The 24,580-nt window shown below is 59.0% G+C and carries 21 protein-coding genes; 12 read left to right on the top strand and 9 right to left on the bottom strand.

Annotation, left to right across the window (positions count from 1 at the left end; genetic code table 11):
* Positions 1-46: 46 nt before the first annotated feature.
* Positions 47-2,020 (top strand): DNA/RNA non-specific endonuclease, encoded by a 1,974-nt coding sequence (locus ACVDG9_RS22440; protein ID WP_447238999.1) that lies wholly within the window; start codon positions 47-49, stop codon positions 2,018-2,020.
* A gap of 141 nt (positions 2,021-2,161) precedes the next feature.
* Here the strand turns inward: ACVDG9_RS22440 and ACVDG9_RS22435 are convergent, their stop codons facing one another.
* Positions 2,162-2,617 carry a methylated-DNA--[protein]-cysteine S-methyltransferase gene (locus tag ACVDG9_RS22435; protein WP_023003661.1) on the bottom strand — a complete coding sequence of 152 codons (456 nt, stop codon included), beginning with the start codon at positions 2,615-2,617 and terminating at the stop codon, positions 2,162-2,164.
* Positions 2,618-2,749: 132 nt separating this feature from the next.
* Here ACVDG9_RS22435 and ACVDG9_RS22430 point away from each other — a divergent pair, with 132 nt between their 5' ends.
* From ACVDG9_RS22430 to ACVDG9_RS22415, 4 genes are all read left to right on the top strand, one after another.
* Positions 2,750-3,655, top strand: a complete 906-nt coding sequence (locus tag ACVDG9_RS22430) for a DMT family transporter (protein WP_447238998.1) — start codon at positions 2,750-2,752, stop codon at positions 3,653-3,655.
* Between the two features lie 130 nt (positions 3,656-3,785).
* Entirely contained in the window at positions 3,786-4,430 is a 645-nt protein-coding gene (locus tag ACVDG9_RS22425; protein ID WP_447238997.1) for a L,D-transpeptidase, read from the top strand.
* Between the two features lie 105 nt (positions 4,431-4,535).
* Positions 4,536-5,072 carry an OmpA family protein gene (locus ACVDG9_RS22420; protein ID WP_023003655.1) on the top strand — a complete coding sequence of 179 codons (537 nt, stop codon included), beginning with the start codon at positions 4,536-4,538 and terminating at the stop codon, positions 5,070-5,072.
* A 115-nt stretch (positions 5,073-5,187) separates the two neighbouring features.
* The gene (locus tag ACVDG9_RS22415; protein WP_055661151.1) at positions 5,188-6,279 is read left to right on the top strand and encodes a LacI family DNA-binding transcriptional regulator; all 1,092 of its coding nucleotides are present in this window, start codon (positions 5,188-5,190) and stop codon (positions 6,277-6,279) included.
* A 225-nt stretch (positions 6,280-6,504) separates the two neighbouring features.
* Here ACVDG9_RS22415 and ACVDG9_RS22410 read toward each other — a convergent pair whose 3' ends face one another.
* The 4 genes from ACVDG9_RS22410 to ACVDG9_RS22395 form a co-directional block, all read right to left on the bottom strand.
* Entirely contained in the window at positions 6,505-8,133 is a 1,629-nt protein-coding gene (locus ACVDG9_RS22410) for a BCCT family transporter (RefSeq protein WP_447238996.1), read from the bottom strand.
* A gap of 29 nt (positions 8,134-8,162) precedes the next feature.
* Positions 8,163-8,603 (bottom strand): universal stress protein, encoded by a 441-nt coding sequence (locus ACVDG9_RS22405; RefSeq protein WP_208993452.1) that lies wholly within the window; start codon positions 8,601-8,603, stop codon positions 8,163-8,165.
* A 274-nt stretch (positions 8,604-8,877) separates the two neighbouring features.
* Entirely contained in the window at positions 8,878-11,049 is a 2,172-nt protein-coding gene (locus ACVDG9_RS22400) for a sensor domain-containing diguanylate cyclase (RefSeq protein ID WP_447238995.1), read from the bottom strand.
* Positions 11,050-11,200: 151 nt separating this feature from the next.
* Positions 11,201-12,382: a pyridoxal phosphate-dependent aminotransferase gene (locus ACVDG9_RS22395; RefSeq protein WP_447238994.1), complete on the bottom strand. Its 1,182-nt coding sequence runs from the start codon at positions 12,380-12,382 to the stop codon at positions 11,201-11,203.
* A gap of 230 nt (positions 12,383-12,612) precedes the next feature.
* Between ACVDG9_RS22395 and ACVDG9_RS22390 the strand changes: the two genes are divergently transcribed.
* The 5 genes from ACVDG9_RS22390 to ACVDG9_RS22370 all read left to right on the top strand — a co-directional run bounded on the left by ACVDG9_RS22390 (position 12,613) and on the right by ACVDG9_RS22370 (position 16,962).
* Positions 12,613-13,701, top strand: coding sequence for a CobW family GTP-binding protein (locus tag ACVDG9_RS22390; RefSeq protein ID WP_031270558.1), 1,089 nt, complete (start codon positions 12,613-12,615; stop codon positions 13,699-13,701).
* A 12-nt stretch (positions 13,702-13,713) separates the two neighbouring features.
* Positions 13,714-14,691, top strand: coding sequence for a WD40 repeat domain-containing protein (locus ACVDG9_RS22385; protein ID WP_447238993.1), 978 nt, complete (start codon positions 13,714-13,716; stop codon positions 14,689-14,691).
* 36 nt (positions 14,692-14,727) lie between these two features.
* Positions 14,728-15,228 (top strand): DUF2937 family protein, encoded by a 501-nt coding sequence (locus ACVDG9_RS22380; protein WP_023003636.1) that lies wholly within the window; start codon positions 14,728-14,730, stop codon positions 15,226-15,228.
* Between the two features lie 98 nt (positions 15,229-15,326).
* Positions 15,327-16,226: a LysR family transcriptional regulator gene (locus tag ACVDG9_RS22375; protein WP_023003634.1), complete on the top strand. Its 900-nt coding sequence runs from the start codon at positions 15,327-15,329 to the stop codon at positions 16,224-16,226.
* Between the two features lie 172 nt (positions 16,227-16,398).
* Entirely contained in the window at positions 16,399-16,962 is a 564-nt protein-coding gene (locus tag ACVDG9_RS22370; RefSeq protein ID WP_209009354.1) for a TetR/AcrR family transcriptional regulator, read from the top strand.
* A gap of 133 nt (positions 16,963-17,095) precedes the next feature.
* Here the strand turns inward: ACVDG9_RS22370 and ACVDG9_RS22365 are convergent, their stop codons facing one another.
* On the bottom strand, positions 17,096-18,169 hold the full coding sequence (locus ACVDG9_RS22365) for a Glu/Leu/Phe/Val dehydrogenase dimerization domain-containing protein (RefSeq protein ID WP_447238992.1): 1,074 nt from the start codon (positions 18,167-18,169) through the stop codon (positions 17,096-17,098).
* Positions 18,170-18,418: 249 nt separating this feature from the next.
* Here ACVDG9_RS22365 and ACVDG9_RS22360 point away from each other — a divergent pair, with 249 nt between their 5' ends.
* On the top strand, positions 18,419-20,341 hold the full coding sequence (locus ACVDG9_RS22360) for a HoxN/HupN/NixA family nickel/cobalt transporter (RefSeq protein ID WP_447238991.1): 1,923 nt from the start codon (positions 18,419-18,421) through the stop codon (positions 20,339-20,341).
* Here the strand turns inward: ACVDG9_RS22360 and ACVDG9_RS22355 are convergent, their stop codons facing one another.
* The 3 genes from ACVDG9_RS22355 to ACVDG9_RS22345 form a co-directional block, all read right to left on the bottom strand.
* The gene (locus ACVDG9_RS22355; protein WP_023003626.1) at positions 20,342-21,100 is read right to left on the bottom strand and encodes a gamma-glutamyl-gamma-aminobutyrate hydrolase family protein; all 759 of its coding nucleotides are present in this window, start codon (positions 21,098-21,100) and stop codon (positions 20,342-20,344) included. It lies immediately after the preceding gene.
* An 82-nt stretch (positions 21,101-21,182) separates the two neighbouring features.
* Positions 21,183-21,851 (bottom strand): response regulator, encoded by a 669-nt coding sequence (locus tag ACVDG9_RS22350; RefSeq protein WP_031270556.1) that lies wholly within the window; start codon positions 21,849-21,851, stop codon positions 21,183-21,185.
* Between the two features lie 7 nt (positions 21,852-21,858).
* Positions 21,859-23,220 carry a cache domain-containing protein gene (locus ACVDG9_RS22345; protein ID WP_023003622.1) on the bottom strand — a complete coding sequence of 454 codons (1,362 nt, stop codon included), beginning with the start codon at positions 23,218-23,220 and terminating at the stop codon, positions 21,859-21,861.
* Positions 23,221-23,409: 189 nt separating this feature from the next.
* On the opposite strand from ACVDG9_RS22345, the gene ACVDG9_RS22340 reads away from it, so the two are divergent.
* Complete coding sequence (locus ACVDG9_RS22340) at positions 23,410-24,510, top strand: TRAP transporter substrate-binding protein (RefSeq protein ID WP_023003619.1); 1,101 nt, start codon at positions 23,410-23,412, stop codon at positions 24,508-24,510.
* The last annotated feature ends 70 nt before the right edge of the window (positions 24,511-24,580 follow it).

Genomic DNA, 24,580 nt, shown 5'->3' with positions numbered 1-24,580 from the left:
GGGAATACCGGACAATAATACAGACATTGATATTGGAGGAATTTCCATGAACACGCGAGCATTATTGGAAAGTCAGGGACGGCTCGAAGCATTGAAATCGGGCGGACGGCTTGAGGCTGCGAAACGCGCCATTGAGGCAGGACACCCCTTTGTTGAGCAACTTGGACTGGACATACCGGATACGCTTGATGCGCTGGATATGTCCCTCGGCCAGCTTGAAGCCGCCGGCACGCCGTTGACGCAACTGGAAGCCATCGTGCGACTGGTTACCCGGCCGCCGATGGTCGTTGAAAACGGCGCGGTCTCGCTGATCCCGCTGCCGGACGAATTCGGTGCCGACATAGACATCAAGATCAAGCGGAACGAACACTGGATCGGCTCGGTCGGGCGGGTTGAATTCATCAACCACTCGATGACCTGGGGCGGAACCGCCTGGGTGGTTGGAGAAGAAGCCGATGGCCGGCATCTTCTTGTCGTGACCAACCGGCACGTCGCCAAGATTGTCGCACGCCGAAACGCCAGGGGAGAGGGCGTCTTCATGCGCTCGCCCTTCACGATGGTCCGTTACGGTGCGCGCGTGGATTTCAACGAAGAGGTTGGCGCGTTGCCGTCAGACGAGCGCCCGGCCGAGATCCTTCGCTTCACCTATCTTGCAGATAATGCCAGCGCCGATGTCGCGATCGGGCGGATCGAAAAACCTGCAGGCTTCGCCGTGGCGCCCTTGCCTCTGGTGGATACGGACGCGGAAACGGACGAGATCGTTGCGGTGATCGGCTATCCGGCCTTCGACAGCCGAAACGACCGCACCGAAATGGAGAAGTATTTCAAGGGCCTCTACGATGTGAAGCGGTTTGCTCCGGGCAAAATGATGCCGGTTGCGCCGGGAACCGTGCTCAGCCACGACTGCACCACGCTCGGTGGAAACTCCGGCTCGCCGATCCTGAGCCTTGATCGCAACAAGGTGGTTGGGTTGCACTTCGCCGGAGCCTATGGAATTGCCAACAGCGCTGTCAGGGCGAGCACGCTGCGGGACCTTCTGTCAGGCAACCGGCCCACGCAGGTCCTGGTCGAGGCTAGCCTTGAACAGGAGGTGGCCGACGGTTTCCACGATCCGAACCATTTTACCGGCCGGAACGGCTACGATCCCAACTTCCTGTCGAAAAAGGTCGACTTTCCGAAGTTGCCGGACGGCATGTTCAATCTGGCCAACCCGACGGATGCGCTCGCTGGCCGTCCGCATGAGCTGCGCTATACCCACTTCGGGCTTCTCTATGATGTCGATCGCAGAAGCCCCGTGGTCACTGTCGTCAACATCGACGGCGAAAAGGCAATCAAGATCAAACGCAAGAAACCGGACAAGTGGTTTTTCGATCGGCGCATTCCGGTGGAAGCGCAGCTCGGCAAGGGCGACTTCCCGGGAGATCTGGACCGGGGACACATGGTCCGGCGCGAGGACCCGAACTGGGGCGATGACCGCCCGGTGGCGCAGCTGGCAAACGACGATACGTTCCACTACACGAACGCCTCGCCGCAGCATTCCTCCCTCAACCAGAACCGGTCCACCTGGCAAGGTCTGGAAAACCATATCCTCGACAGCACAAAGACCCATGCCTTCCGGGCAACGGTCTTTACCGGCCCCCTTTTCGATGACGACGAGGATCCGTTCCTCGACGGGGTCGGCATCAATCTGCCCCTGCAGTACTGGAAAGTGGTGGTGATGGATGCCTTGCAGGACGACGGCAGTCTTCGCCTGCACGCGACAGCCTATCTGTTAAGCCAGGGACAGGCCATTCAGAAATACCTGCAGGACCGCCGCGAGTCGGAAGCTGTCGAAGGGTTCGCCTTTGGTGAATACAAGACGTTCCAGGTGTCGGTTGCCTTTCTGGAAGACCTGTCGGGCTTCGATTTTGGACCGCTGAGGGATGCAGACCCGCTGGCGGCGCTTGCAGACGAGCTTGAGCTGCCCGACAGCCGACCGCAGTTTGTCGAGATCACGGGAGCAGATTCTCTGGTCCTGTGAGGAAATGTGAGCCTGCCGTGCGCGTGATATGACCAATCGGTCAGAGCATGCGTCTCGGCGGGTCCCTGCCGTTGCTCAGGTCTTTGCCTTTATCGACAGGGCCGGAATGGCAGGTGTTTGACATCGACGACTTGAGTTGCGCTAGACCAGGAACGGGTAGCCACCCTCCAGTTTCAGAAGGGCGATCTTTGTTTCCGTACCGCCCGAGCCGGAATATCCGCCAAGGCCGTTCGCCGACAGGATCCGGTGGCAGGGGATGATGATCGGTATCGGGTTGGCTCCGCAGGCCTGGCCGATCGGCTGCCCATATGTGTCCAGCTCCCTGGCAAGGTCGCCATAGGTGCGGGTTCCGCCATAGGGGATTGCGAGCATCGCCTTGAACACCGCCTGGTGCAGCTCGCCGCCTTTCGGGGCGAGCGGCAGGTCGAAGGTTTTCAGATCACCCGCGAGATAGGCCTGTACCTGGCGTGCCGCTTCCTTGAGCAACGGTGTTTCTTCTTTGCCAGAGGGCCCGTTCCAGTGTAATTGGGTGATTGCGCCGTCAACTTCCGTAATGGAAAGGCGTCCCAGCCATGTTTCAATTTCTGCAACCGGCATAACCGCCCCCGCTTGTCTTTTAAGGTTAGGTAGTGGGTTGGTGCAATTATCTCAACCGGACCGTTCCTGCCGGGACATGTCCGCTACTCTCTTTTTCATCTGCGGATGATCGTTTGAAAAGGGCCGCCGCCGATGGCGCATGACAGTCAGCACCGTTCGACCGGCAATGCCGCCGCTGCCACGGCGCCGCTCGCCGGGATCGGTCTCATCGTGCTGGCTTGCCTCAGTTTTTCCGTTCTGGATGCAACGGCCAAATACATGTCGGCCAGCCTGCCGACGCTGCAGATCGTCTGGATGCGGTTCGTCAGTCATGTGATTCTGTCGCTGGTCCTGTTCCAGGTCTGGAAGAAACCTTCGCTCCTGAAGACGAACCGGCCGGTCCTGCAGATCGTGCGGTCGTTCTGTTTGCTCGGCACCACCATTTTCAACTTCCTGGCGGTTCGTTACCTGCAGCTGGCCGAAACAATGTCGATCATGTTCGCCGCGCCATTCGTCATCACGGCCCTTGCCGGGCCGCTGCTTGGGGAATGGGCCGGATTACGCCGCTGGATTGCGATCATTGTCGGCTTCATCGGGGTTCTGGTGGTCACCCGTCCAGGACTTGGCGGTATGCACTGGGCGGCGATCTATTCGGTTGCGGCCATGTCCTTTTATGCGGTCTATGCGCTGCTGACACGCCAGCTCACGGCAACAGACAGCTCTGCCGGAATGCTGATCATTTCAGGTATTGTCGCAGGCATTGCCATGGCGCCGGCTGGTATCTCGGTCTGGGTCACGCCTCCGGACCTGTGGACATGGGTTCTGCTGTTCGCGACCGGCGCTTTTGGTGCGGGTGGGCATTTCCTGTTCATCATGGCGCACAGGATCGCGCCTGCACCGGTGCTGGCGCCCTTCATCTATACGCAGATTGTCTGGATGATCGCGCTTGGCTTCCTGATCTTCGACGACGTGCCCACGTATACGACCATTCTTGGAGCGGCCATCGTTGTCGCATCCGGCCTCTACATCCTCTACCGGGAACGCGTGAAGGGGATCTGATCAAGGCTGCATCTGCCTGTACGCTGGCCTTAGGCGGTTGACGGGATTGGATAGTTCCCGTCTTAATACCCGCCGGGGTTAAAACAACCGCCGGTCAGGAAGGATCGCCAGCCTTTAAGGGAGGTGTGGGATGGAGCTGAACCGCCGCAGGTTCTTGACAGGGGCAGCAGCCACGGCAGGCACATTGGCCTTGCCGCAGATGGCGCACGCCAATGCAGCTGCAAACGCTTATTTCAGTGGCTATCAGGAAGATAGCGGATTTCAATACAGAAGAACCAACTTCAAGAAGATCGATCCCGTCTGGCATCGACAGATGGTGAAGTATTTCAGTGACGAGCCACCCGGCACCGTGGTGGTCGATACCAACAATCACTTCCTGTACTGGGTATGGGAAAACAACACCGCGCTTCGTTATGGCGTTGGCGTCGGGCGTGAAGGCTTCCAGTGGTTCGGCCGCGCCCGGATTGACCGCAAGGCCCTTTGGCCGCGGTGGGTGCCGCCACCGGAGATGCTGAAGCGGCAGCCGGATCTTCCAAGAATGGTCGAAGGCGGAGCTGCCAACAATCCACTCGGGCCACGGGCCTTGTATCTCTATCGGGATGGAAGCGACCTCGGGTACCGGCTGCACGGCACGCTGGAGCCCTGGAGCATCGGCCATGATGTGTCGAGTGGCTGCGTGCGCATGTTCCCGGAAGACATTGTCGACCTTTACCAGCGCTGCCCGAAGGGAACCGGCGTTCTGGTGCTGGAGCATCTTGGAGAGAAAGCGGGCTGAGCCCGTTCATCCAGAGCAATTTGCAATCGACCGGCGGATCTGCAGTCGAAGGGGCTGAGGGCTGCCGGGCGAGGGGGAAACTGAAAGAGGATTTGGGGGCTTTCCTTGGAAAATACATTTGGCCGGATCGGCCGGGGCGCAGTTTTTGCGCTCATGATCGGATTTGGAGTCGCCGGCTGCAACAGCGCCGGTGGATTGTCGTCACCCGACGTGACCAACGCACCGGCCGCCGGTTTCGGAAATATTTCGTCGGGTTCGGAAGAAGAATTCATCATCAATGTCGGTCGTCGGGTCTATTTCGACCAGGGCTCGGCTGTGGTCACCGATGAGGCTCGCATCACAATCGAAAATCAGGCCAAGTGGCTGAAGTCGAACAAGAAGTGGCTGGTCAAGATCCAGGGCCACGCCGACGATCCGGGCAGCGAGGCTGCGCAGAAGACATTGTCGACCCAACGGGCGAACGCGGTCATGGCCGAACTGGTCAAGCTGGGGGTCAATCCCAAGCGCATGTGGGTGAAGGGGTATGGCGTGGAGCGTCCGGTGACGGATTGCGACAAGGTCACCTGTCAGTCTCAGAACCGCAGGGTTGTCGTCAATCTACGTGAGGAATTCGACGATTCCGCTCCCGCTGGACGGCGCTGATCTTTGTGAGGGGCTTCGATCCCAAACTTCGGAAAAACAGAAAAACCTGTTTACCCAGAGGGGAGAGGGCTATAACGGTCTCTCCCAACGCCGCTGCGGTTATTGAGAAATAGGAATGTCTGAAGACAACGGTTCCCCTCCCTCCCAGCCGGAATTTCCGCAAAAGCCTGGTAAAAGGCTCACTCTCGGGCACATTGCCGACCAGCTCGGTATTTCCACGGCAACCGTGTCGCTGGCGCTTCGGGACAGTCCGCTTGTTGCCGAGGAAACCAGGGCGAAGGTCAAGCAGACCGCGGAGGAGATCGGATATATCTACAACCGGTCGGCGGCTTCTCTCAGAACCGCCCGCAGCCAGATTGTGGGCGTTGCCGTTCATGACATCCTGAACCCTTACTTCGCCGAAGTCTTTTCTGCGCTCGAGGACGTTCTGGAAGAGCAGGGGCAGATGATCTTCATCTGTAACCACCGTGATGACGTCAAACGCCAGCGTGCGTTCGTCAACACGCTGTTGCAGCACCGCGCGGACGGATTGATCCTGTGTCCTTCGGTCGGAACTTCGGCCGAAGAGATCAACAGGCTGGTGGACCAGGGGATACCCGTGACACTGGTGGCGCGCGAGGTTCCGGGGGTCTGGGCACCGTGCGTACGCGGTGACGATCTTGCCGGCACCTATCAGATCACCAAGCACCTGATCAAACAGGGACACAAGGACATCGCCATGGTTGGCGGACGCCGTGGCAGCTCGACCGGCCGCTACCGCAATGCCGGCTGGCGCAAGGCGCTGGAAGAAGCGGGGATCGATCCCGCAAGCCAGCTTGACCTGCCGGAGCTGATGACCCAGGCCGATGGCCGGGCCGCAGTGCCGAAGATCCTGGAAGCCGAACATCGCCCCACAGCCATCGTCGGCTTCAACGATCTCGTCGCCCTTGGAATGATGACCACCTTCCGGCGAGCGGGGATCGAGCCGGGGCCGGACATGGCGATTACCGGTTACGACGATATCGACGGCGCCGATGCGCGTACGCCCGCGCTGACGACGGTGTCTGCCCAGCCGGACAAGATCGGACGGTTGGCAGCACTGACCCTGCTGCGCCAGATCGCGGGTGACCGCGTGCCCAATACGCCCATCGTGATCGAACCCGATGTGCGGATCCGTGAAAGCTCGCCGCCTCCCGGCGTGCGACTGGCCCCCAAGCTGGCCGACTAGACAAGTCGGCTGGCGGTTGCTGCCTGCTTTTAAGAGGCCGTCGGATCATCCGGTCGACCCTCGCCCCGCGGGCGTCTGGAACAATCCAAAAAATTTAGAGGCGGCGGCTCCCTGATTCCGGCTCGCGCTTCGCCTGTCCGCGATGACTGCGACGTGGCTCGTCATGTTCGGATGCAAAAACGGGCGGCCAGAGCCGCCCGTTCCAGGTGTTCCTGCTGTTTCAGGTCAGCGCGGCTCGTCCGCCAGTCCCTTGAAGATGGCGTAGCAGGCCAGCAACAGCACGATCGTGAAGGGGAACCCGGTCGAGACCGCCATTGCCTGCAGGGCACCCAAGCCCCCGCCAAGCAGAAGCGCGATGGCGACCAGACCTTCGAAGGTGCACCAGAACACGCGCTGCGGCACCGGAGCATCGACCTTGCCGCCTGCCGTGATCGTGTCGATCACCAGAGAGCCGGAGTCCGAGGAGGTGACGAAGAACACGATGACCAGAATGATGGCGATGAACGAGGTGATCGATGCCATCGGCAGATCGGCAAGCATGCCGAACAGCGACAGTTCAGGGCTGTAGCTCGCGATCACGTATTCATGCACCTGGCTGTCGCTGCTGGCCAGGACCTGCTCGATGGCCGTGCCGCCGAACGCTGTCATCCAGATTACCGACACGACGGTCGGAATGATCAGGACGCAGACGATGAACTCCCGAACAGTGCGGCCACGGCTGACGCGTGCAATGAACATGCCGACAAACGGCGACCAGGAAATCCACCAAGCCCAGTAGAACGATGTCCAACCCTGGCGGAAGCTGTCGTCCTCGCGGCCGAACGGCATCGACAGCGGTACGATTTCCCTGCCGTAGGCAACAATGTTGGAGAAGAAGTCGGAGACCAGCGTTGCGGTCGGACCAGCGGCAATCACGAACACCAGCAGCAGAGCCGCAATCAGCATGTTGATTTCCGACAGAACCTTCACGCCGCCGTCGAGACCACGCAGAACCGAGACCAGCGCAACGCCGGTGATGCCGATGATCAACACGACCTGTGCCGTGGTGCTGACAGGTATGCCGAAAACGAAATCGAGACCTGCATTTGCCTGCTGGGCGCCAAAGCCAAGTGAGGTCGCAAGACCGAAAAGGGTCGCGAACACGGCCAGGATATCGATGACATGGCCCGGCCAGCCCCAGGTGCGCTCACCGAAGATCGGATAGAACACCGAGCGCATGGTCAGCGGCAGGCCCTTGTTGAAGGAGAAGATCGCAAGAGCGAGTGCGACCACGGCGTAGATCGCCCAGGGGTGCAGGCCCCAGTGGAAGATGGTTGCGGCCATGCCCATGGCCTTCGCGGCCGCGACATTTTCCGGAATGATATTGCCGTCGGCGTCGAAGGGTTTTGGCACACCGATCGGCTCGGAAAAGGCCATGTGATAGACCGGTTCCAGAACGCCGAAGAACATCAGGCCAATGCCCATGCCGGCGGCGAACAGCATGGCGAACCAGCCGAAGTAGGTATAGTCGGGCTCGGCGTCCTTGCCGCCGATGCGGACGTTGCCGAGGGGAGTGACGATCAGCGCCAGGCAAACGAGGACGAAGACGTTGCCGGAGATGATGAAGAACCAGTCGAGGTTCGATGTCAGCCACTTGCGCAGATGATCGAACATCGGACCGACTTCGGTCTGAAAGGCAAGGGTCAGAAAGACGAAGGCAACGATGGTCAGGCCAGAGACCAGGAAAACCGGATTGTGGATGTCGAGGCTGAAAGGGCCGACAGAGGTTTCGATGTTGTCCTGGCCAATCTCGTATTCGGTGTCGATGAGATTGGCGGCGCCTTCCGGATCCGGAATGCCTTGATTGTCGCTCATGGGAGCGCTCCTTTTGTTCGGGAAACGGGTTATCTCACGAGGAAGACGGAAACATCTGCATGGCTCGCGACGCGTCCACCGTTCGACGGCCAGAAGTGATCCGGCACGTGCGGGATGTGCGTTGCCATGACCACGAGGTCCGCACCGGTATCGTGAACAGCCTTCAGAATTGCGTTTTCCAGGTCGACAGCCGGATCGTGTGAGAAAACGGCATGACCGGAAGCGGTGATCCCGTGTTTCTGCCCTTCTGCTGCAGCGTAGGCAGCCAGCTTTTCCCGAAACTCGTCCGGAGTGTGGGCAAGGGCGCTTGGGGTGTTTGAAGTTACCGCCGCAAATACCACGGGAATACTATTGGTTTTTGCTATATAAGCACCCGTTGCGATGGCTTTTTCAAGTTTATCCGCATGACTGAGGTCAATCGGAACTAGTATTTTTGTGAACAAATGTCCCTCCAAGATCTGTTCAGGCAAGAATATACAAGATTCAAGCCGTAGAGGTCCTTGCGCGGAGGGTCCGCTTCAGTATTGCATTCTAGTGTAATGTCGTCTTGTCCCGCTCCGCTACGATTACACTACTGTTGCATATACGGAGAGCGGCGTCAAAAGAACGGCAAGAATACGTCCCGATGCGACATATTGGCGCGTTGGGTTCGAATTAGCGCGCAATTTTGCGCGGGAAGCCGGGAAAACGCTACGGCATCGCGTGTCGAACGTGGCCGCGAGCAGGCCAGACGGTCTGGGCCGATCAGAGGGCCGGAGCGTGTTCCGGATACGAACTCTTGTGGGCAACGCATTTGTTGCGGCCCGTCGCCTTTGCCTCATAAAGCGCCGTGTCGGCCTTTTGCATGAGGGTCGAAAATTCCAGATCTTCGCGGGCGACGGTGGCAAGGCCCATGCTGCAGGTGACCGTCTGTTTGACGATGTCGAGCTGGCATTCCTCGATAATCTTCACCCGTAGGCGTTCACACACCAGCATGGCATCTTCGATTTCGGCGTTGTGCAGGATCATGCAGAACTCTTCGCCGCCGACCCGGCCGAAGATGTCGACAGCACGCAGGGCGTTGCTGACGGTATCGGAAAATTTTTTCAAAACTTCGTCGCCGGTGGCATGGCCGTACAGATCGTTGATCTGCTTGAACTTGTCGATATCCATCATCACAGCCGTGAAGGGGCGCTTGGTGCGGCGGAAGCGTTGCACTTCGGTATTGGCCCGTTCCAGGAAAGCGCGGCGGTTCAGGATCTGGGTCAGGTCGTCGATGCTGGCGACCCGCTCCAGGTTGATCTTGGCGTTCATCAGGGCCTGGTGATCGCGCTGGCGGGCGATCTCATGTCCGACCCAGTCCGCGAACTGACGCACGATCTGAAGATCCGACGGGGAAAATGCCCTTTTGCGCACGTCCGGGGCGGTGAAGTTGATTGTCCCATGAACTTCACCATCCACGAGAATCGGGGCGCCGATATACGTCTCCAACTTGAAGATCTCGTGGCAGGGATGCCTGGCGAACTCCGAGCTTGCGGCGTTTGCTGTCGCGATTGGCTCTTCGGACTTCAGCGTCAACAGACAATAGGTGTCCTGCAACGGGAACGAAGTGCCCGGAACGAGTTCTCCTTCCGGGCTCTGGGCGTGTGTGATCGTGTAGTGGTCGTCAATCACGTGACTGATAATGCCGAAGGGAACCTCGAAATGTTCGGTCCCCAGACGGAGGATTTCGGCAATCTTGTCTTCGTGGCCGAGCTCGCGGGTCGAGGTGATGGCATAAAGCTCGGCCAGCGTACGTTCCGTTTTCTTCCGGTCGGTTATATCGGAAATCAGAACCACGATAGCTTCAACGGCACCATCATCGCCGAAGCGCGGGTTACAGCTCATCAGGCATTCGCGCAAAATGCCGTCGGGAAAATGGAAGCTGACTTCCGATGAAACCTTCTCACCGCTCATCGCTTCCTCGAAGATCGTGCGAACGGCTTCGCGTTCCTTCCAGGGCAAGCGGTCACGAAGCCGGGTGCCGATGAGAGTTTCCGGTTTTTCGTTGAACCAGTCACACGCGGTCTTGTTGATGAAGACGCATCTGCCCTCCAGATCGACTTCGGTGACGCTGGCGACAATGTTGTCGGCCATGAGCGAAAGGTTCTTGTAGGCGTTTTCGGCCTTGGCCTGAGCGTGTTTGAGTTCCGTGATGTCGAACCGGATGCCGGCGATGCCGCCGGCGCGGGTGCGGGTTTCCGAAATGCGCAGCCAGCGGCCGTCACTGAGGTTTTGCTCCAGGATCGAGCCATCGCCGGCCTGATGCCGATCGAGGCGCTCCGCCAACCATTCGTCGTCCGTCTTGCCGCCCGTCTCGTATTGCTTGCGGTTCAGGCCGAACCGCAGGATGTCCTCGAAACGATTGCCGGGGAACATGGCCGGTGCCGAATGGGCATAGATCTCGCGATAATTGTCGTTGCAGATAACCAGCCGGTCATCCTTGTCGTAGAGTGCGAAGCCTTCCGAAATCGCGTCCAGGGCATCTTCAAGCGTCAAAGCGATGTCGCTCAGTTTGCTTTCCAGCGCCTTTCGTTCCGCCTGATCCCGCGCGATAAACAGGATGCCGGTCAATGTGTGATCTGTATCGAACAGCGGTGCGCTGACAACCTCTACGGATACGGTCGACCCGTCTTCGAGCGCCAGATCGATTGAATAGGCCTTGCGGTTCCGGTGATCCGTTGGCGATTGGTAGAGTTCCGCCATCTGGGCAAACTGGTTCGGATCGGCGAAGAACCGTTTCGTTGTCGTGCCGACGACCTTTTCGCGATCCACCTTCAGCAGTTTGGACATAGCCTTGTTTACGAAAACGATGGTGCGTTCGGGGTTGGTCACGAGGACACATTCGTTCAAATCGCCGAACGTCTGTTCAAGATCCAAAGTGATGTTCTTGGTCATTTCCGTCCCCATTGTCCGACCTTTGTGCGGGTCGCGGTGTCATTCAAGACAATAAAAGTTTAATAAAAGGGATACGTAACGGAAGACTCCTTGAAGAAAATACGCATGTTAACCTTGGTCAGGTCTAGCGATCAGTATTTATGCCAAGTGTTCAGTTCTTGCGGTTTTCGTTCAGGAATTTTTCTATCCGTCCAAGCGCATCGCGTATGTTGTCCGTGGAATTCGCGTAAGACAATCTGATGTAGCCTTCGCCCAATACACCAAAATCGGGGCCTCCGATGGTCGCAACGCCGGTCTCTTCCAAAAGGGCGGATGCAAGTGCCTTGGCCTTCCAGCCGGTCTGCTTGATATTCGGAAAGGCATAAAAGGCACCAAGCGGAACGCGGCAGGAAATGCCCTCGATGGCGTTCAGGCCGTCAACGGTCACCTTGCGCCGGCCGTCGAATTCCCGAACCATGTCCGCCACTGCGGTTTGCGGTCCGGTAAGGGCTGCAAGAGCGCCGAACTGGGCGGGGGCGTTGACACAGGACCACGCGTTGACCGCGAGCTTGCGCGCCTTGTCGATCAGGCCTTCGGGCCAGAGGGAAAAACCCATCCGCCAGCCGGTCATGGCATAGGTCTTCGACCAGCCGTCGAGCAGGATGAGCCTGTCGCGTAGCGACGGGAACCCCAGCAGGGAGACGTGTTCCATGCCGTCATAGGTCATCTGCGAATAGATTTCGTCGGACATGACGGCTACATCAGGAAAGCGTTCCAGCCCGGCGACGAGCTTTTCAATTTCAGTACGCGGGGTGACGCCGCCGGTGGGGTTGGCCGGCGAATTCAGGATGAGCAGACGGGTCTTGTCGGTGATCAGCGACAGCGTCTCTTCGGCAGAAAAGGCAAAGTCGTTTTCCTCGCGGATCGGAACCGGCACGGGCCGGGCGCCGGTGAACTCGATCATCGAGCGGTAGATCGGGAAGCCCGGATCGGGATAGAGAATTTCACTTCCCGGTTCGCCGAACATCAAGATGGCCATGAACATGGTGACCTTGCCACCGGGAACAATCAGAACGTTGCCCGGGTCAGTCTCCACTCCGTGACGTTTCAGAAGGTCGGCGGAGACTGCTTCGCGCAACGGGGCAATGCCGGTTGCGGGCGTGTAACCGTGCTGACCGTCGCGCAGGGCCTTGATGGCCGCTTCAACGATGTGATCCGGCGTTTTGAAGTCCGGCTGACCGATGCCCAGGTTGATGATGTCGCGGCCTTGTGCGGCAAGTTCCGTTGCCCGCGCCAGCACGGCGAATGCGTTTTCCTCGCCAATCCGGTCAAATCCGCCAATCGTGTGCAGCATTTTGGTCTCCATGCCTTTGCGCGCTTCCTCGAGCCGACGTTAATGCGGTGGACAAGGATTTGAAAAGGCTGAAGAACGGTCAAAGCGTTCGGGCGAGTGTCCACAGGTATGCCGGGAAAAGGGAAATTTCCGTACCGCCCTCCCAATACGGCGGTGAAATGCTTATATTCGCGCCCAAGCGGCCCACCGATCGGCGGGCGACCCTTTATCTTCTGCCAGGAAAGCGCGCAATGACTGCGACCCAGGACAGCCAGGCACAGATCCCCGTTACAGTGTTGACGGGGTATCTGGGTGCCGGCAAGACCACACTTCTCAACCGGATCCTGACCGAAAACCACGGTCAGCGTTATGCGGTCATCGTCAATGAGTTCGGCGAAGTCGGTATCGATAACGATCTGCTCGTGGAATCCGACGAAGAAATCTTCGAAATGAACAACGGCTGCATCTGCTGCACCGTGCGCGGTGACCTGATCCGCACTGTGCAGAACCTGATGAAGCGCAAGAATGCCTTTGACGCGATCATCGTCGAAACCACCGGTGTTGCCGATCCGGCTCCGGTCGCACAGACCTTCTTCATGGACGACGATGTGCGTGCCGCCGCGAAACTCGACGCGGTCGTCGCCGTTGTCGATGCCCGCCACGTGCTGCAGCGCCTGGAAGACACCGAAGAGGCCGAAGACCAGATCGCCTTTGCCGACGTCATCCTGATCAACAAGACCGATCTCGTCTCGGGCGAAGAGCTTGCCACCGTCGAGGCGCGTATCCGTTCGATCAATCCGTATGCCGTGCTCCACCGGAGTGAGCGTTGCGGCATCGAGATTGCCAAGGTGCTGGATCGGGGAGCGTTCGATCTCGACAGGATCCTGTCGCTCGATCCGCATTTCCTGGAGCATGGTCATCACGCCGACGAATGCGGTCCGGACTGCGACCATGACCACCATCATCACGGCCACGACCATCATCATGACCATGGACACGATCATGGACATGGGCATCACCATCATCACCACGATGAGGATCCCCATTCGGTGAAGAGCATTTCCCTGAAGGCAGGCGACCTTGATCCCAACATGTTCTTTCCCTGGATCAACCAGGTCACGCAGGTTCAAGGCCCAAACATTCTGCGCCTGAAGGGCATCATTGCCTTCAAGGGGGATCCGCAGCGCTATGTCATCCAGGGGGTGCACATGATCGTGGAAGGCGATCATCAGCGCGACTGGAAAGAGGATGAACCGCGAGAAAGCCGCCTGGTCTTCATCGGACGCGATCTCAACTGGGATGTCCTGAGAGACAGTTTCCAGGCCTGCGCCGCGCAATAAGGAAGAAGAGACTTGCCGACAGTTGCTCCCGTGGAGGTGGACGGCTTCGTCGTCCGCGCCGGCTATCTGAAAGACACGGCCTTTTTTGCGTCCGGAGAAGGCGACATCGTCCTGTCCGGACAGGGTGAAACGAAACTGAAGCCGCACAAGGCCGGGCTTCTGGCTGCCGAGCCGACAATCGACGGCAAGGGGCTGATCACATCGGGTGACGACGGCTGCATCTTCCTGAGTGCGGCGGACGGATCGAGCGAATGCGTTGCCGAACGGCCGCGCAAGTGGATCGACCTGATCGCTGCCGGACCGTCCGGTGCGCTTGCCTTTGCCAGCGGCCGCACCGCCTGGGTGCGGTTCGCGGACGGGCGTGAAAAGGAATTCGCGCATGAACGGGCCGTCGGCGGTCTAGCCTTCGCGCCCAAGGGCATGCGGCTGGCGGTCGGACGCTACGACGGAGCGACGCTCTGGTGGGCCGGCACGGACGGCGCACCGGTCGAGCTCAGCTGGAATGGCGCGCATCTGGGCGTGAGCTTTTCGCCCGACGGCAAGTATGTTGTTACCGCCATGCAGGAAAACGCATTGCACGGCTGGCGCCTGTCGGACAGCCAGGACATGCGCATGACCGGCTACCCGGCCAAGGTCAAGTCGTTCAGCTGGTCGGTCAAGGGGCGATATCTGGCGACCTCGGGTGCCAATGCCGCGATCCTCTGGCCGTTCTTCGGCAAAACCGGGCCGATGGGGCAGACACCACTGCAGTTGGGCACAAGGGGTGACAACCTGGTCAGCGCCATTGCCTGCCACCCGAAGGAGGATGTCGTTGCTGTCGGCTATCAGGACGGCATGATCCTGATGTGCCGGTTCGAGGACAATGCCGAGGTACTGCTGCGGCGCCCGGGCCTGGGGCCGGTGTCTACAATGGCCTGGGATGCCGATGGAGTTCGGCTGGTCTTCGGAACGGAAACCGCGGAAGCCGGGATCATCAGTCTGCAGGACTGACGGGCCGTAACCTGGAAAGGGAGATCCTGACACGCGATGGCACGTATCATGATGCTGATTGTCATGTTGCTGAGTGGAACCGCGACGTCCCAGTTGCCGGAGTTCACACAGCAATATCGCCAGCGACTTGGTGGGGCCATCGACGCTCTGGAGGAAATTCTGGCCGATTTCAATCGTGACGCCGCGCGTTACGGGCTGACGTCGGCAGAAGCCATAGCGCGTCAGAAATCTTCGGAAGATCCCTTTATCAGAGCGCGGGGCGACAGCATGCTGAACGCCGAAATCCGCTTGAGCAGGCTGAAACTGCAGCGTGAAGAGCTTGAAACGGCCGGGCCGCTGGATCGCATGATCATCTTTGCGCGCGGCTTCGACCCAACCCTGGCGCAGGCAACGGCCGAAGACTACGAGCCAGCCGTTCCGGTAACGCCGGCCGGCTTTGCCAGTGCAGGTGTCGGTGCGCTTGGCGGGCTCCTTGTCATGCGCCTGCTGATTGGCGCAGCGCGCCTTGGGCGCCGAACCAGACCTGCCCGGCACTAAACGCCCCGCCAGGCCGGCCTTTGGCGAAGCCTTTGACCGGCCGCCGGAAAATACGCTAAGCAGGGTTTCTGGAATGGCCCCAACGGGAAGGATGCCGGATGGACGCAATCACGCGGATGCGCTGCTTCATTCAAGTTGTCGATTCAAACGGATTTTCCGCAGCGGCCCGTGAAATGGGGCGTTCCAAGGCGCTGGTCTCGAAATATGTCGGCGAGCTGGAAGACGAACTGGGCGTGCGTCTGTTGAACAGGACCACCCGTCAGGTGTCGCTCACCGAAGTCGGCGAAGCCTATTACAAGGAAGCCGCCGAAATCCTGCAGCGTATCGATGATCTGCAAGCCTCGGTTCAGTCCTCGCACCAGGAAGTCCGTGGACGTTTGCGTGTTTCTGCTCCCCGTTCGATGGGCGACGACCTGCTGAACCAGGCCATGATGCATTTTCTGGTGAAGTATCCGGAAATCAATCTGGACCTCAGGTTGGAAGACCGCTTCGTCGACCTCGTGGAAGAAGGCTTCGATCTTGCGGTCCGGGTCACCCAACTGGAAGATTCCAGCCTGATCGCCCGCAAGATTGCTCCCTTTCGCACCGTGGTGTGCGCCACGCCTGAAGCGATCGAGACCTATGGGGCGCCGAATGTGCCCGCCGATCTTTCCACACGGCCTTGCATCATCGATACGAACTACCGCTTCAAGCAGAACTGGGCCTTCTACACGAATGGAGAGCGGTCGTCGGTGGCAGTGAAAGGCCCGCTGGAAGTCAACAGCGCTGCCGCAGCGCGCGAAGCGGCGTTATGTAACCTCGGTTTCCTTCGTACGCCGCTGTTTTTTGTGTCCAAAGATATCCGCGACGGCAAACTGGTTACGCTACTGGAGGCCTATGAGGAGCCGATGCGCGGTATTCATGCAGTTTATCCGCACCGCCGGCACTTGAGCGCAAAGGTGCGCGCCTTTGTTGATTTTCTGGTCGAATGGTATTCGTCAGGTCAAAACGACTGCTGATTTTTTTTAGCTGGTTCAGCTATTTCCCATTCCTTTGAGAATACGTTTTCGGATTTTATTTTCCGTTTCGTTTTTCTTGGTTAAATGAATGTAATCTGTAAATTTCTATCTATGGTTATTTAAGGGAAATTACTTACAATAAGTTTCGGTGAAGGATTTCCTTGAAAAGCGGATGTATAAATCCCAAGGTTTACTCATGGAAAACGCGCAGGAACATATTGCCGCTCGCCTGGAAGAGGTTTTCTGGAGCCGGGGTTTCGCCGAGCCGAGTGTTCCCGAGCTCAGGGCCGGTGCAGGTGTCAGCATGCGCACGCTTTACCGTCATTTTCCCTCGCGCGAGGCGATGGTGCTGGGCGCCCTTGAATACCGGCATCGGCGCTACCTCTCCTATGTTCGCGAAGGTGTGACGTCGCCCGGGCTTGAGGCCGCCGTTCAGCTGTTTGACAAGCTGGGTGGCTGGATGCGCATGACGGCGGGCAAGGAGTGTCTGTTCCGCCAGGCGCTTGCAGCAAATCCCGGCAGCACCGAAATAGCGGCGATGGTAAAGCGCCACAAAGGCGAGCTTCTGCGTTTCTTCGGCGAATTGAGCGGGCAGGAAAGCTTCGCCTCGCGTCTTTACCTCCTGCATGAAGGTGTCACCGCCTGTTATGCGGAAATGGGGGAAAGAGCCGTTGAGGACGCGAAGAACCTCGTGAGGCAGATGTTCAAGGCAGCCAACGAAAGCCAGCTTTCCTGACCTGAGCATTAAATCAGGCGCACTGATGCAGTGCTGTCTTTTGCCGGCCGTATGCAGGCTCGACAACCGGAAACAGGCAAAGCAAAAAACGGCGACTCAAGGCCGCCGTTTCCGTCTTTCGTGAAAGTTTTAATCAGGCAGACTTCGCTTTTGCCAGACGCTCTTCCGCCATTGTGTCGGCCACGCGTTCCGGGGTGCTGCCTTCGCGGGCGGCCCGCTCGAAAATCGTTGCCAGCGTTTCGCCGATGGCGATCGTCTTTTCACGCACCAGCTTGTCGCCGCTGTCCGCTGTTGCCAGGGCAATGGAGATCACGCCGCCGGCATTGATCGCGTAGTCGGGAGCGTAGAGGATGCCGCGTTTCTTCAGGGCCTCGCCGTCCGCCGGCGTCTGCAGCTGGTTGTTGGCGGCCCCTGCAACGATCTTCGCCTGGATTTGCGGAACGGTGCGAGCATTGAGGCCTGCCCCGAGCGCGCAGGGAACGAAGATATCCGCCTCCACCATATGGGCTTCGGCCGGATCAACCGCTGTGGCTTCGAACGCATCGATGGCACGCAGCACAGCCGGTGCATGAATGTCGGAGACAATGAGCCTTGCACCGGCTTCGTGAAGCTGGCGGGCAACGTCATGTCCCACGTGGCCCAGCCCCTGCACGGAGACAGTCTTTCCGGAAAGGTCGCTGCTGCCGTAGACAAATTTTGCGGACGCCTTGATACCTTCGAAGACACCGAGAGCCGTATAGGGCGACGGGTCGCCGAGGCCGGTTGCCTTGGTGCCGCGCACATGGGCGGTCCGGCGGGCAACGGCTTCCATGTCGTCTGGCGACACGCCGACGTCTTCTGCGGTGATGTAGGTGCCGGACAGGCGCTCCACATGGCGGCCGAACGCCTCCATCAGAGCTTCGGACTTGTCCTTGCGGGGGTCGGCAATGATGACGGCCTTGCCGCCGCCGAGATCAAGGCCTGCCAGAGAGTTCTTGTACGTCATGCCACGGGACAGGCGCAGGGCATCCGTCAGCGCATCCGCCGGGTTCTCGTAGGGCCAGACGCGGCAGCCGCCAAGTGCCGGGCCGAGCGTGGTGTCGTGGACGGCAATGATTGCCTTCAGGCCGGTGGCCTTGTCCTGGACGAAAACGATGTCTTCGTGATCGCCCATCTCCGGATGATCGAAAACGGCACTGTGGTGAACTGATTTATGCAAGGCGTTCATGGCTGGCTCGGTGCAGTGGTTATTGTTGCGAATATTTTAAGCTGCATCCCGGGAATATTGTCTTTTTTCTCCTAATTTTGGTCGTTGGATGAGTTGAAACATTCCTTAATTGATTACCAAGTGCGAAAATTGTTCCTTGGGCGTTTTGCGCCGCGAAATTGTCGCGGTCATCTTCCTGCCGTCTTCTCTGGTCAAACAACGCACTGCGTGTCATGTAAACATATTACATCTGATCAGTGGGTGATCCCGTTGCGCTTGCTTTCCACCTTTCGAGCCAAGGTTCTTCCTGCGGCCTCTCGCCGTTTCCTGTTGGGTCTGGGTCTTCTGTTGGCTGCTCTTGCCGGAGCCAGTGCGCACCCGCATGTCTTTGTCGAGGCACGAAGCAAGCTGGTTTTCGACGATGCTGGACAGGCGATTGCGCTTCAGCACGTGTTTCGTTTCGATGATGCGTTTTCCGCTTTCGCCATCCAGGGCTTCGACAAGGATGGCGACGGTCACTATTCCCGTGAAGAGCTGAGTGAGCTGGCGAAGGTCAACGTGGAGAGCATGGCCGATTACGGCTATTTCACGTTCGGTGACAATAGCCGGGTCGAATTCGATTTCGATGACCCGACGGATTACTGGCTGGAAGTGGTCAAGGTTCCCCTCAAGGACTACTGGGTGATGAAGCCCGAGGACTTCGAGGCCATGGAGGAAGATGTCCGCATGAATGGCGGCTCCATGCCGGAGGATGTGAACCTGCTGGAACTGCATTTCACGTTGCCGTTCAAACAACCTAGCGATACCGAGAGCCTGATCACGCTCGACGTTTACGATCCGACCTATTACGTCGATTTCCGCTTTGGTGCGGGGGACGATGCGCTGGGAACGGAAAACGCACCGGGCACTTGCCGTGTGAGCCGCAAGGAACCGCCGCCGCTGGATGATGCCGAAGCCTATGCGCTTGCACAGATCGGTGCAGACCAGCGTGACCTGCCGCCTGAGCTTCAGTCCGCTGCCGCCTCGCAGGTCAATCAGATGCTGGTTGCCTGTGGTGATGCAATGGCCGCCGCGAGCTCCTCGTCCGGAACTTCGGAAGCCGCAACGCCCGAAACCACGTCCGCTTCCACGTCCACGGACACTGCTGCCAGCTCACCCGCCGATGCTGCCGCCGCAATTACGGCTGCACTCGATACGGCGAAGGCTTCAGAAGAAGCGGTTGCCGCGCCGAAGGCGGGTTTCCTCGATACGGTTTTTGGGACAATTGCAGTCAAGCAGAAGGAATTCTATCAGGCGCTGGTCGCCAGTCTCAGGGCCTTTCGCAACAATCCGCATGCGGCCTGGCTGCTGATGGGGCTTTCTTTCGCGTATGGCATCTTCCATGCCGCAGGGCCTGGGCATGGCAAGGCCATCATCACGTCCTATGTGGTTGCCAACAACGAGACCCTTCGCAAGGGTATTTATCTCTCCTTTGCCTCGGCGTTCGCACAGGCGGTGACCGCGATCCTGCTGGTTGGCGGTCTGGCCGTCGTTTTCAATCTCACCAGCATCGCGATACAGGATACTGCGCGGTGGTTCGAGATCGGATCCTATGTGCTGATCACCGGTCTGGGCGGCTGGCTGTTGTGGCAGAAAGCCCTTCGTCCGCTGGCCATGAATGTGGCGTCCCGTCTGTCAGGCTCGCAACTCGCGCTCGCGGGCGCTTCGGCAGCCGGTCATCACGGTCATGGCCACAGTCACGATGGCCACCATCATCATGGTCACGATCATCACCACCATGACCATCATCATCACGAGATCGGTGCAGATGGCGTGTGCACCACATGCGGTCATGCCCATGCCCCGACGCCGGACATGCTTCAGGGCAAGATCACCCTTGCCCGGGCCGTGTCGATCATTTTTGCAGTTGGTCTTCGGCCCTGTACCGGTGCGCTGGTGGTGCTGGTCTTTGCTCTTTCGCAAGGCATGATCGCAGCCGGCATCGCTTCCACCCTGGCGATGGCGGTTGGCACCGGCATAACCGTCTCGCTGCTTGCAGGCATGGCAGTCGGGGCCAAGGAACTTGCCGTGCGGCTTTTCGGCGAAGGCAGTCCGATGGCGGTGAAGGTTCACCGGACGATCGAAATCGTCGGGGCAGCCATCGTCTTCCTGCTGGGTCTCACGTTGCTGATCGCAACGCTCGGCTGGGGTTGATTACAAACCCAGGCGTTTGACGCGATAGGCCCGGACGGCATCACCGAAAGCGGCAAACAGCTTCTTCGACGGGCCGTCCGTCGACACCCAGTATTCCGGGTGCCACTGTGTCGCGAGGACGTAGCCGGCACTATCCTTGACGGAGGCCGCTTCGATGGTCCCGTCTTCGGCTTCCGCTTCCGTGATCATGCCATTGCCCAGCCTGCCGACAGCCTGGCGGTGAAGCGAATTCACCTCGAAAGGCTCGCTGCCGACAACCGTGGCCAGACAGCTGCCTTCGGCGACTTCCACCGGATGGGCAATCCGGAAACGTTCGTCCTGCCGTTCCGATGTCGGCGCGCGGTGATCGGCGCGACCTTCAAGGGACTGGATCTCGGTCAGCAGCGTACCGCCAAGGGCAACATTCAATTCCTGCATGCCGCGGCAGATGGCAAAGACGGGAATGCCGCGTTCGACGGCGCGCTTGAGCAGCGGCAGTGTCGTGGAATCGCGGGACGGATCGTATGGACCGTTCTCTTCCGTCGGCACTTCGCCATAAAGTTCCGGATTGACGTTGGACCGGGAACCGGTCGCCAAAACGCCGTCGACCTGGTCCAGAGCCGCATCCAGATCCAGATCCGCCCCCAGGGACGGCAGGATCATCGGGATGGCATCGGAGCCTTTCAGCACGGCCTGCAGATAGGTTGAGGTCGCAGCGTGCCAGTTGTAGCCCTCGATGGTTTTCACATCGGCGGTTACCAGGACAAGTGGTTTGGTCATTTCATGCCTGTCAGATGGGAGACCCATGTCTCCGGAAGTGTTTGGCCAGGGTGTGGACCCAAACAGATTTAGCCGAGCCGGATCAGTCCAGCAATCCCAGATCCTGCGCGACCTTGTAGAGCTGAGCGGCATTCTTGTTGCCGACCTTTTCCCGCAGGTTCAGGCGGTGGGATTCGACAGTGCGTACGCTGATGCCCAGTTCCTTGGCGACTTCCTTGTTGGGCTGGCCTTTGGCAATGGCTGTCAGCACCTGGCGCTCCCGATCGGTCAACCCGTATGGGTCTTCCACCGGTGCGGATGTGCCGGCGCCAACCAGCGTCGGGCCGACCGCGGAGGAGAAATAGTACCCGCCATTGGCAACACTGGTGATCGCAGTAATCATCTCGGCTGCGGAGATATCCTTCAGGATGTAGCCGCGGGCACCTGCCTGGACGACGCCGCGCACATACTCCGGGTTGTCGTAGACCGACAGGATCAGTACAGCAATTTCAGGCAGCGTCTTGCGCATCTGGGTCGCCGCTTCCAGCCCGTTCATGACAGGCATGGAGACATCCATCAGGAGAACGTCGGGGCGCAGGTCACGGGCGAGAGCCAAGGCATCGCGGCCGTTTGTCGCTTCACCGACCACTTCCAGGTCGGCCACCTTTTGCAGCCGGGCCCGGATACCGTCCCGAACCAGCTCATGGTCGTCTGCCAGAAGAACACGGATGGGTCTGGTGAACGACCGGGGTGAAGGTGAATGCACTGTCATCTTTGCATCATGCCGCTTTTGCCGCCGCATTGTCGAGCGGCATCTGGACTTTAATACGGGTTCCGCCGGAAGCACGTCTGCTCAGGGTTAACCGGCCACCATAGGTTTCGATCCGCTCGCGCATGTTGCGGAAGCCGAGGCCGCCGGATTTCGGCAGCGGGCGGGGGAGGCCGACACCGTTGTCTTCCACCGAGAGCACAAGCTGCTGCATGCCGACCTTGAGGGAAATGGCGACTTCGCTGGCGTGGGAATGGCGCGCAACATTGGTCATGCATTCCTGAACCACACGGTAGAGGGCGGTCTTGGCGCCTTCCGACAAGCGGGCGTGGCATTGCTCCGCCTGAACGTTGACGGTGATGCCCGACTGGTTCTGGAACTCCTTGCCGAGACTGCCGAGCGCCGCCGCAAGGCCCATGTCATCAAGGACACTGGGTCTGAGATCTCGCGATATCCGCCGGACCTCGGCAATGGTTCCATCCAGTGTCTTGAGGCATTTGGCTGCCTGCACCTGAAGATCCGGATCCCGGTTGGCCTCGCTATGGATCATTTCAACGCCATAGCGCACGGACACCAGAAGTTGGGAAATACTGTCATGCAGTTCGGTGGAAACGCGTTTGCGCTCCTGTTCCTGCACCTGGAAGATCCTGTTGGTCAGTTCCTTCAGCTTGGTGTCCGCAAAGCGCTGTTCGGAGAAACGCACACCGGCGATGAGGAAACCCGCAATGACGATGGCCGCAAGCGTGATCATGAAGGTGACGAACAGCGTCTGGCGGATGGAGCGGGCAAAGTCGGTGCGGATCGCGGTGACCTCGCGGGCGATGTCATCGGTGTAAAGGCCGGTGCCAAGCATCCAGCCCCACTTGTCGAGCAGGATTGCGTAGCCGAGCTTTTCCTCGACCGTGCCTGTCGAGGGCTTGTGCCAGACATACTGGTGGAAGCCGCCGCCGTTCTGGGCCGCCTCGATCAGGTTGCGGATGACGTAGTCGCCGTTGTCATCCTGGAGCTGCCACCAGTTTCCCCCCACCAGGTGCGGCAGCTTGGGATGGACCAGGTTGGTACCGTCGAGCGTGTAAACGAAGAAATAGCCGTCGTAGTCGAAGGTCAGATGCTGCAGGATCATCTTGACCTTTTGCTGCGCTGCTTCGCGACCTCCGGGTTCTTCCTTGTAGATCTGCTCGATCGAGGTGAGAGCAAGACTGACGTAGTTCCGGATTTCCTGGCGCTTGGAGGACAGGATGCGCTGTTCCACTGCCTGGGTCTGCGTGTTGATCAGTTCCCGAGACTGATAGTAGGTGGCCGCACCGATGAGTACGGAGACGGCGATCAATGGCAGGATCGTGATGAGCAGCAATTTGGTCTTGAAGGTCACGAATTTTGCTCTCTTGTTGCGCGAACATGCGGCAAACGATTATCTCTCTTGCGTGGTTCTCGGTAGTATTACTGAGAAGCTGCGCAGAACCACGAATAGCGCTTCAGACACTCGGTCAACTAGACATACCTCGAGATCGGTGCAAGTGTGTACCCGGTCCGAAATCGGGTCCGATTAGGGAGGAAACTAATGGATCGTCGTTCGTTTATCAAAAAGGCTGGTATTGGTGCCGGCGGTGTTGCCGCTGGATCCTTGCTGGCTGCTCCGGCAATTGCGCAGGGCACCAAGGAAATGGTCATCGTGTCCACATGGCCGCGCGACTTTCCGGGTCTCGGTATTCCGGCACAGCGCCTCGCAGCCCGTATTGCAGAGCTGACCGCAGGCCGCCTCAACGTTCAGTATTTCGCCGCTGGCGAACGCGTTGGTGCCTTTGACTCCTTCGACGAAGTCGCTTCCGGTAACGCGCAGGCCTATATCGGCGCCGATTACTACTGGAAAGGCAAGCATCCGGGCTGGGCAGCATTCACTGCCGTGCCGTTCGGTCTGACCCAGGCTGAAATGGACGCCTGGATCAAGTACGGCGGCGGCCAGGAACTGTGGGATGAGCTGGCTGGTGAATTCGGCCTGAAGAACTTCGCCATGGGCAACACCGGTGTCCAGATGGGTGGCTGGTTCAACAAGGAAATCGAAACCGCTGACGACCTGAAGGGTCTGAAGATGCGTATTCCGGGTCAGGGCGGCGACGTCATGGCGAAACTCGGCGCGTCTCCGGTCTCCCTGCCGGGCGGCCAGATCTACGAAAACCTTGTTTCCGGCGCGATCGATGCGACCGAGTGGGTTGGTCCGTTCAACGACTACTTCATGAAGTTCTACGAAGCTGCCAAGTACTACTACTATCCGGGCATGCACGAGCCGGGCGCCATGCTTGCTCTGGGCATGAACAAGGCATTCTGGGATGGCCTCGACAAGGTCGATCAGCAGATCATCGTTGCAGCGTGTGCGGAAGAAAACTCCAACACGATGGCTGAAACCAACGCCAACAACGGTAAGTACCTGACCCGCCTGATCAACGAGCACGGCGTTGAGCTGCGTGAATTCTCCGACGAGATCTACGACAGCTTCGGTGAAGCCGCTCAGGAAGTTCTGGAAGAAGCGATGGATCATTCCCCGCTGTCCAAGAAGATCTTCGAGAGCGTCATCAACGCACGTCAGGAAATCGGCAGCTACATGGCGATCGCCGACATTGCCTACAGCAACAAGCGTAACCGTTACCTCGGCATTCCGAAGTAATCGGTTGAGCAAATAAAAGGGGCGGGAGAAATCCCGTCCCTTCTTCTTAGACAAAGATAAAAAGGCACAG

Source organism: Roseibium sp. RP-7, assembly GCF_053005225.1.
This window is presented reverse-complemented; position numbering and strand designations above follow the sequence as displayed.